Below are 8,361 nucleotides of genomic sequence, written 5' to 3'. Positions count from 1 at the left end.
TAGCCACGCGCACTGCCCCTCGTCCCCCTCATCCGACGCGGACTTCGTCCGCGCCACCTTCTCCCACAAGGGGAGAAGGACAATCACACCCGCTCGATGATCGTGGCGGTGCCCATGCCGCCGCCGATGCACAGCGTCACCAAGGCGGTCGCCTTGCCGGTGCGCTCGAGTTCGTCCAGCACGGTGCCGAGGATCATCGCGCCGGTGGCGCCGAGCGGATGGCCGAGCGCGATCGCGCCGCCATTGACGTTGATCTGATCCTTGTCGATCTCGAACGCCTGCATGTAGCGCAGCACCACCGAGGCGAACGCCTCGTTGAGTTCGAACAGGTCGATGTCGCTCTTCTTCATGCCGGAACGCTCGAACAGCTTCTTGGTGACGTCGACCGGACCGGTCAGCATCATCGCCGGCTCCGAGCCGATATTGGCGAAGGCGCGGATTTTCGCGCGCGGCTTCAGGCCGTGCTTGTCGCCGGCTTCCTTGCAGCCGAGCAGCACCGCGCCGGCGCCGTCGACGATGCCGGACGAGTTGCCGGCGTGATGCACGTAGTTGACCTTCTCGATTTCCGGGTGCGACTGGATCGCCACCGCGTCGAACCCGCCCATCGCGGCCAGCGGCGCGAACGACGGCTGCAACTGCGCCAGCGACTGCATCGTGGTCGACGGCCGCATGTGCTCGTCCTTGGCCAGGATGGTCAGGCCGTTGATGTCCTTGACCGGCACCACCGACTTGTCGAACCGGCCTTCCTCCCACGACTTCGCGGCGCGCTGCTGGCTCTGCACCGCATACGCATCCACATCATCGCGCGAAAAACCGTACTTCGTGGCGATCAGGTCGGCCGAGACGCCCTGCGGCATGAAGTAGGACGGCACCGCCATCGACGGGTCCATCGGCCAGGCGCCGCCCGAGGCGCCGATGCCGATGCGGCTCATCGATTCCGCACCGCCGCCGATCACCAGTTCGTGCTGGCCGCTCATGATCTGCGCCGCGGCGAAGTTCACCGCGTCGAGGCCCGAGGCGCAAAACCTGGAGATCTGCACGCCCGGCACCGCTTCGCCGAGGCCGGCGTTCATCGCCGCGAACCGCGCGATGTCCGAACCGGCTTCACCGACCGGATCGACCACGCCCATCACAACGTCGTCGACCACGTCGGTCTTGAGGTTGTTACGTTCTTTCAGCGCCTTCAGCGGCACCGTGGCGAGCGCCAGCGCGGTCACCTCGTGCAGCGCGCCATCGGCCTTGCCGCGGCCGCGCGGAGTGCGAACGTGATCGTAGATATAGGCTTCGGGCATGGGGTCTCTCCCGTTTCGGTCCGTGCTCAGAGTGCCGGACGAATTGAACAAGGGCATGTCGGTCCGTCATTGCGAGGAGCGAAGCGACGAAGCAATCCAGACTTCGTGTGCGGCATGGATTGCTTCGCTGCGCTCGCAATGACGATCATTCGTGGCAGCACGTGAAGTTCAGAACGCTTCCGCCGGCAATTCCATCGTGGTGGCGCTGCCGGTCTGCAGCCGCGCCAGATGCAGCGCGGTGGCGGGCAGCGTCCGTTCCATGAAGAACCGGCCGGTGACCAGCTTGGTGGTCAGATAGGGCGTGGCGCCTTCGGCGGCAATCTTGTCCTGCGCCACCTTGGCCATCTTGGCCCACATGTAGCCGCAGGCGACCAGGCCGAACAGATGCATGTAGTCGGTGGCGCCGGCGCCGGCATTGTCGGGCGCCGCCATCGCGTTCAGCATCAGCCAGGTGGTGGCCTGCTGCAGATGGCCGAGCGAGGTCGACAGCGGGGTGACGAACGGCTTCATCGCCTCGTCGCCGCCGTGCTCCTTGGCGAAGGCGCCGACTTCGGCGAAGAACGCCATCACGGCGCGGCCGCCGTCGCGCGGCAGCTTGCGGCCCACAAGGTCCAGCGCCTGAATGCCGTTGGCGCCCTCGTAGATCATCGCGATGCGCGCGTCGCGGACGAACTGCTCGACGCCGTTGGCGTGGATGTAGCCGTGGCCGCCGTAGATCTGCTGCGCCATCACGGCGTTGGCAAAGCCGGTGTCGGTGAGCACGCCCTTCAGCACCGGCGTCATCAGGCCGAGATGATCGTCGGCGGCCTGCCGCTCCTTGGCGTCTTCCGAACGATGCGCGACGTCGCTCTTCAGCGCGGTCCACAGCACCAAAGCACGCGCCGCCTCGTTGAACGAGCGCATCGTCAGTAGCGCGCGGCGGATGTCGGGATGCACGATGATCGGATCGGCCGGCTTGTCGGTCGCCTTCGGGCCCGACAGCGCGCGGCCCTGCAGCCGCTCGCGGGCGTATTCGACGGCGTTCTGATACGCGACTTCCGACTGCGCGAGGCCCTGCACGGCGACGCCGAGCCGGGCCTCGTTCATCATCACGAACATGCCCTGCATGCCCTTGTTCTCTTCGCCGATCAGCCAGCCGGTGGCGTCGTCGTAGTTCATGGTGCAGGTGGCGTTGCCGTGGATGCCCATCTTGTGCTCGATCGAGCCGCACACCACGCCGTTGCGCGCGCCGAGCGAGCCGTCGGCGTTGACCAGGAATTTCGGCACCACGAACAATGAGATGCCCTTGATGCCGGCCGGCGCGCCTTCGATCCGCGCCAGCACCAGATGGATGATGTTGTCGGCCATGTCGTGCTCGCCGGCCGAGATGAAGATCTTGGTGCCGGTGATCTTGTAGCTGCCGTCCGCCTGCTTCACCGCCTTGGTGCGCAGCAGGCCGAGATCGGTGCCGCATTGCGGCTCGGTGAGGTTCATGGTGCCGGTCCATTCGCCCGACACCATCTTGGGCAGATAGGTCTGCTTCTGCTCCGGCGAGCCGTGCACCGTCAGCGCCGCGGCGGCGCCCATGGTCAGGCCCGGATACATCGCGAACGCCATGTTGGCGGAGTTCAGAAATTCCTGCACCGTCTGGGTCAGCGTGATCGGCAGCCCCTGCCCGCCATATTCGGCGGGCGACGACAGGCCCATCCAGCCGCCTTCGGCGATCTGCTTGTAGGCTTCCCTGAAGCCCTTCGGCGTGGTGACGCTGCCGTCGTCGTGGCGGGTGCAGCCTTCGCTGTCGCCGACGCTGTTGAGCGGATGCAGCACTTCCTCGCTGAGCCGCGCCGCCTCGTTGATGATCGCCTCGCGCACGTCCGGCGCCGCGTCGGCGAAGCCGGGCAGATTGTTGTAGCGGTCGAACTGAAACACGTCGTTCAGCAGGAAGCCGACATCTTCGACGGGAGCCTTATAGATCGTCATGCGTGTCTCTCGATCGGATCAGGTGTGAAGTCTACGCCATGCGGAGGAAGTTAGGCGGCGGCCACGAGGATTTGACTGACATGCCGGCGCGCTATTGACGCGTCAGTTGCTCCCCCATCAGCCGGTGCAGCAGATTGATCGCCTTCAATGGCCGGACCATGACCTTGAAGTTGGTAATCCGTCCATCGTCCGCGAAGGTGATGATGTCGACGCCGTTGAGCTTGATGCCTTCGATCTCGTTCTCGAATTCGAGCACCGCGCCGTTGGGGCTACGCCATTCACCCACATAGGTGAAGCCGGGGCCACCCAATACCTTTTCGGCGGCCGTGAGATACTTGAACACGATGTCGCGTCCGACCTGCGGGGTATGCACCACCGGGCTCTCGAACACCGCGTCGGGATGCAGCAGCTCCCACAGCGCGGCTCTGTCGTGGTCCTTCATGAAAGAGTACCAGGCGTCGAGCCCGTTCAGTGCCATCGGTTGCGCTCCGAATTCGTAAGAGTTGATTGCAGGGAGTGCCGCATCACGACGGCCGCTATCATCCGCCGCGCCGTCACGCGCCGCGTCCGATGCTAACAGCCAAAGCATCTCCGGCTGCAGGTCCGATGTGAAGAACAGGCTGATTGCGACGACGCGTCACGCCGGGGGCGCGAGTACCGCGCGCGGCGGACCGAAAGGGGAGGCCCAGTCGCTGGGCCGCATTGCCACGCAGGATCGCTGTCATCGCCACCCATCGCGCGGCGCCAGCGCCGCACCCTTCCGGACCGTTTCCATACATCCCTGAATGGTATCTAGCCAGACGGCTTGGCCGTGTCAATACACTGGTGTATGGTCGGCGCCATGGAAACGGATACCAAGGATCGGCTGACCCGCGCCGACTGGCTGGCGCACGGCCTGCGCACCCTTGCGCGCCACGGCGCAAATGCCCTGAAGGTCGGCGACCTCGCCGCCGGTCTGGACGTCTCCCGCGGCAGTTTCTATTGGCATTTCAAGGACGCGACCGACTTCCGGGTGCAGCTGCTGCAGCTCTGGCAGGAGCGCGTTACCGATCAGGTATTTCGCGAAATCGACGCCGCGATCGTCGGCCCGGCCCGGCTGACGCATCTGATGAAGCTCGCCTTCAACGAAGACCGCAGCCTCGACCGTGCGATCCGGGCGCTGGCCGAGACCGACACCACCGCGGCCGAAATGGTCGCGTCGGTGGATGCGCGGCGGATCGATTATCTAGCCAAGATCCTGATCGAATCGGGGGTCGAGAGCCGGCGGGCGCTCTCGCGCGCCGAGTTTCTGTACTGGGCCTATATCGGCCAGACCGCAGTGCTCAACCCCGCCCACAGCGTCATCACCGAACGCGACATCGACGATCTCAGCGCTTTGTTCACGCGGTGAGCCTCATCCGCGGAAGCGACTAACGATAGCGACAGACGCCTCCCCGAGCACCGCAAGCTCCCTCTCCCGCGTGCGGGAGAGGGCTGGGGTGAGGGCGACGCGGGCAGTGAGTCGCCTATCTGACCGATCGCGCAAACAAAAACCCCGGCCTTGCGGCCGGGGTTTGCGGTCTCGGGTCCGGATCGGACGCGAAGCTTAGTACTTCGCGACGACCGGCTGGTTGAAGTGGTAGTTGATGCCGGTGCGGAGCATGTGCTCGGTGACCTTGGAGGTGTTCACAGCCGTGCCGGCGGCGAAGACGTCGGTGGTAGAGCCGAGGTCGACATAGAGATATTCGGTCTTCGAAGTCCAGTTCGGGCCGAGCAGGCCGAACAGGCTGAACGGGGTTTCGACGCCGGCGCCGACCGCGTAACCGCTGCGGGTGCGATTGAAGGTCTCGTTGCTGAGCGGGGTCACGATGTTGGTCTTGACGTTGCCGTAAGCGTAACCGCCGGTGGCGTAGAACAGCGTGGTGCCAAACGAGTAGCCGAGGCGGGCGCGCGCCGTGCCGAACCAGGGGAGCTTCTGGTTGTACAGAGCGGTCGAGCCGAACACCGCGGTGCGGTCGTCCTTCTGGGTCGAGCCCTGGAAGTCGGCTTCGGCGCCGAACACCCAGTTCGCAGCCTGCCAGTTGTAGCCGATCTGACCGCCGCCGACGTAGCCGTCGGGCGACAGGTGGAACTGCTCGGTGAAGGCGCCGGTCGTGGCGGTCGACTTGTTGCGGCCGAGGGCACCACCGAAGTTGCCGCCGATGTACAGGCCGGCCCAGTTCGCGGGCGGCGGCGTGATGTACATGCCGTTGCCGCCGATGCGGTAGTTCAAGCCGGCGCGGAAGATGCTCTCACGATACTCGGTGCGCAGCGCCTGGGTGCCGAACGCATCGTCGCGCTTGCCGAGGTCGAGATACAGATATTCGATCTTGCCGGTCCAGTTGCCGCCGAGCGCCGCTTCGACGCCGGAGCCGATGGTCCAGCCGGTGCGGGTCTCGCTGACGCCGAACTGCCCCACGCCGGTTTCCGTGATCGTGGTCTTGACGTTGCCGGCCGCGAAGCCGCCGGTGAAGTAGCCGACCGCCGGACCGCGCACCAGACCGATGCGGCCGCGCACCGTGGTGAACCAGTCGAGCTTCTGATTGTAGTTGACCGTGCCCAGACCGGTCGCCGTGTTCAGCGTGGTGTTGCCGGTGCTCATGCCGCTGCCCTGGATGTCGGCTTCGACGCCGATCAGCAGCGGGCCCAGGAAGGTGGTGTTGCTCTGCCAGTTGTAGCCGATCTGGCCGCCGCCGATCGCGCCGAGCGGCTGCAGATAGGTGGAGTTGAAGGTGCCGCCGGCCGGGAAGGCGTGCGCAGCCAGGTCGCGACCAACGCCGACGCCGACGTTGGCGCCGATGTAGAAGCCGGTCCAGTCATAAATCGCCGCAACCGGCGCTTTCATGTACGGGGCCTTCACGGCGAGATCGGCTGCCTGGGCGCTGACCGCGGAGCCAACGAGCGCCACACCGGCGAGAATCTTTTTCATAAGAGCACCTTCCTAATGATCGGCGGAAACTAGCTCCGTTCGCCGCCTGCGGCTGTACCCGGCCGGCCACACCCGCCGAAATTCGCCCGCCGCCAGCGCCGTAAACGTCTGATTAACGGACCGAATCAGGCGGCGCGGGAACCGCATCGGCGCTGCGGCGAGAGGTCGCTGAGGAAACTTCCCGGTTTCCCGCTCCACGGGAAAATCAGCGCTTTTTCACCTCGGTGCAGGGTTGCGAACGGCCGGTGTTCCGCCCAGGATGCGGCCGCCACAAGAGCGAAGCTACGCCACGGCAGAACGAGAACCGGACGCGCCAGCGAACCGGCACACCAGGAGGAAACTCGATGAATCCGCGCTCCAAATCCGTCTCCACGTGCACCGCGCTGGGGGCGCTGCTGCTCGCCGCCACCTCGGCGTCCGCGGCGGAGAAGAAATACGACCCCGGCGCCAGCGACACCGAGATCAAGATCGGCCAGACCGTGCCGCATTCCGGCCCCGGCTCGCTCTACGGCGTGCTCGGCCGCGTCGGCGAAGCCTATTTCCAGATGCTCAACGAGAAGGGCGGCATCAACGGGCGCAAGGTCAAGTTCATCACCCTGGACGATTCCTACAGCGCCCCGAAGGCGGTCGAGGCGACCCGCCGCCTGGTCGAGCAGGAGGAGGTGCTGGCGCTGTACGGCTCGCTCGGCACCGCGCCCCAGACAGCGGTCCACAAGTATCTGAATTCCAAGAAGGTTCCGCAGCTGCTGCTGAACACCGGGGCGTCCAAATGGAACGACCCGAAGAACTTCAAATGGACCATGGCGGGCCTGCCGCTGTATCCGACCGAGGCTCGCATCCTGGCCAAATACGTCGTCGCCAACAAGCCAGACGCCAAGGTCGCCATCCTCTACCAGAACGACGATTTCGGTCGCGACTTCCTCGCACCGTTCAAGAAGGTTCTCGAAGAGGCCGGCGGCAAAGCCAAGGTGGTGGCCGAGGCCAGCTACGACCTGACCGAGCCGACGATCGATTCGCAGATCATCAACCTGTCGAAGTCCGGCGCCGACGTGTTCTACAACATCACCACCGGCAAGGCGACGTCGCAGTCGATCCGCAAGGTCGCCGAACTCGGCTGGAAGCCGCTGCAGCTCTTGTCGGCCGGCTCGACCGGGCGTTCGATCCTCGAGGCCGCCGGCCTCGAAAACGCCAAGGGCATCGTGGCGATCGCCTACACCAAGGACATCGGCTCGGCCAAATGGGCCAACGATCCGGGCGTGATGGGGTTCGAAGAGCTGCGCAAGAAGTATCTGCCGAACGTCACGGCGGACAACTCGATCGCGTTCTCGGGCTACGGCCAGGCGGTCGCGATGGGGGAGATTCTGCGCCGCTGCGGCGACGAGCTCACCCATGAAAACGTCCTGAAGCAGGCCTCGATGCTGGGCGGTTTCAGCACGCCGCACATGCTGCCGGGCGTCAGCTACTCCTACACGCCGACCGACTACACCTCGATCAAGACGCTCTACACCATGCAGTTCAACGGCAAGGACTGGGACGTCTCGGACAAGGCGGTCACGGAGTAAGCCTGGTCGATCGACCGGAACTGCTCCACGATCAGTTGCGTCATGGCCGGGCTCGCCCCGGCCATGTTCGTTTGGATGACCGCTCGGATTGTTGGGCGCCCCGAAGCCGTACGACGGCAACGAGATTGGGCCGAGCCGGCCAAGCGGCGTCATTGCGAGCCACCGGGTCGGCGCAAAGCGCCGCCCGATGACAGGCTCCGCGAAGCAATCCAGAAGCTCAGTGCACTGCGCTTCTGGATTGCTTCGTCGCTTCGCTCCTCGCAATGACGACGTGACGGGACATTTCCCGCACCGAACCTCGACCTGCGCGATCCGAATGCCTAGCTTGGCGGGGTGAGCCTCGCCGAGACCGATCCTGCCCTCGATTTGTTGCCCGAACGGTTCCGCCGCTGGTTCGCCGAACGCGGCTGGACGCCGCGCGCGCATCAGCTGGCGCTGCTGGAGCGGGCGCGCGCCGGCCGGGCGGCGCTGCTGATCGCCCCGACCGGCGCCGGCAAGACGCTCGCGGGATTTCTCCCGACGCTGGTGGAGCTGAGCGGGGCGGTTTCTTCAAACCTCTCCCCGCCTGCGGGGAGAGGTCGACCGGCCGGCAAAGCCGGGC

General features: G+C 65.6%; 7 protein-coding genes. 3 read left to right on the top strand and 4 right to left on the bottom strand.

What is annotated here, in order from left to right; genetic code table 11:
* Window positions 1-83: 83 nt before the first annotated feature.
* From IP86_RS06780 to IP86_RS06770, 3 genes are all read right to left on the bottom strand, one after another.
* Window positions 84-1,292 carry an acetyl-CoA C-acetyltransferase gene (locus IP86_RS06780; RefSeq protein ID WP_054161757.1) on the bottom strand — a complete coding sequence of 403 codons (1,209 nt, stop codon included), beginning with the start codon at window positions 1,290-1,292 and terminating at the stop codon, window positions 84-86.
* A 168-nt stretch (window positions 1,293-1,460) separates the two neighbouring features.
* Window positions 1,461-3,251 (bottom strand): acyl-CoA dehydrogenase C-terminal domain-containing protein, encoded by a 1,791-nt coding sequence (locus tag IP86_RS06775; protein WP_054161756.1) that lies wholly within the window; start codon window positions 3,249-3,251, stop codon window positions 1,461-1,463.
* Window positions 3,252-3,342: 91 nt separating this feature from the next.
* Window positions 3,343-3,729, bottom strand: a complete 387-nt coding sequence (locus IP86_RS06770; protein ID WP_054161755.1) for a nuclear transport factor 2 family protein — start codon at window positions 3,727-3,729, stop codon at window positions 3,343-3,345.
* 363 nt (window positions 3,730-4,092) lie between these two features.
* Between IP86_RS06770 and IP86_RS06765 the strand changes: the two genes are divergently transcribed.
* Window positions 4,093-4,641 carry a TetR/AcrR family transcriptional regulator gene (locus IP86_RS06765; RefSeq protein ID WP_054161758.1) on the top strand — a complete coding sequence of 183 codons (549 nt, stop codon included), beginning with the start codon at window positions 4,093-4,095 and terminating at the stop codon, window positions 4,639-4,641.
* Window positions 4,642-4,836: 195 nt separating this feature from the next.
* Here the strand turns inward: IP86_RS06765 and IP86_RS06760 are convergent, their stop codons facing one another.
* The gene (locus IP86_RS06760; protein WP_054161754.1) at window positions 4,837-6,198 is read right to left on the bottom strand and encodes an outer membrane protein; all 1,362 of its coding nucleotides are present in this window, start codon (window positions 6,196-6,198) and stop codon (window positions 4,837-4,839) included.
* A 344-nt stretch (window positions 6,199-6,542) separates the two neighbouring features.
* Between IP86_RS06760 and IP86_RS06755 the strand changes: the two genes are divergently transcribed.
* The gene (locus IP86_RS06755) at window positions 6,543-7,760 is read left to right on the top strand and encodes an ABC transporter substrate-binding protein (protein WP_054161753.1); all 1,218 of its coding nucleotides are present in this window, start codon (window positions 6,543-6,545) and stop codon (window positions 7,758-7,760) included.
* A gap of 333 nt (window positions 7,761-8,093) precedes the next feature.
* Window positions 8,094-8,361: hypothetical protein (locus IP86_RS06750; RefSeq protein WP_197279663.1), on the top strand; the 268-nt coding region annotated here is incomplete at its 3' end.

This window comes from Rhodopseudomonas sp. AAP120 (assembly GCF_001295845.1).
Lineage (GTDB): Bacteria > Pseudomonadota > Alphaproteobacteria > Rhizobiales > Xanthobacteraceae > Rhodopseudomonas.
Note: the sequence above shows the minus strand (reverse complement) of the source record. Positions and strands in the feature narration are given on the sequence as shown.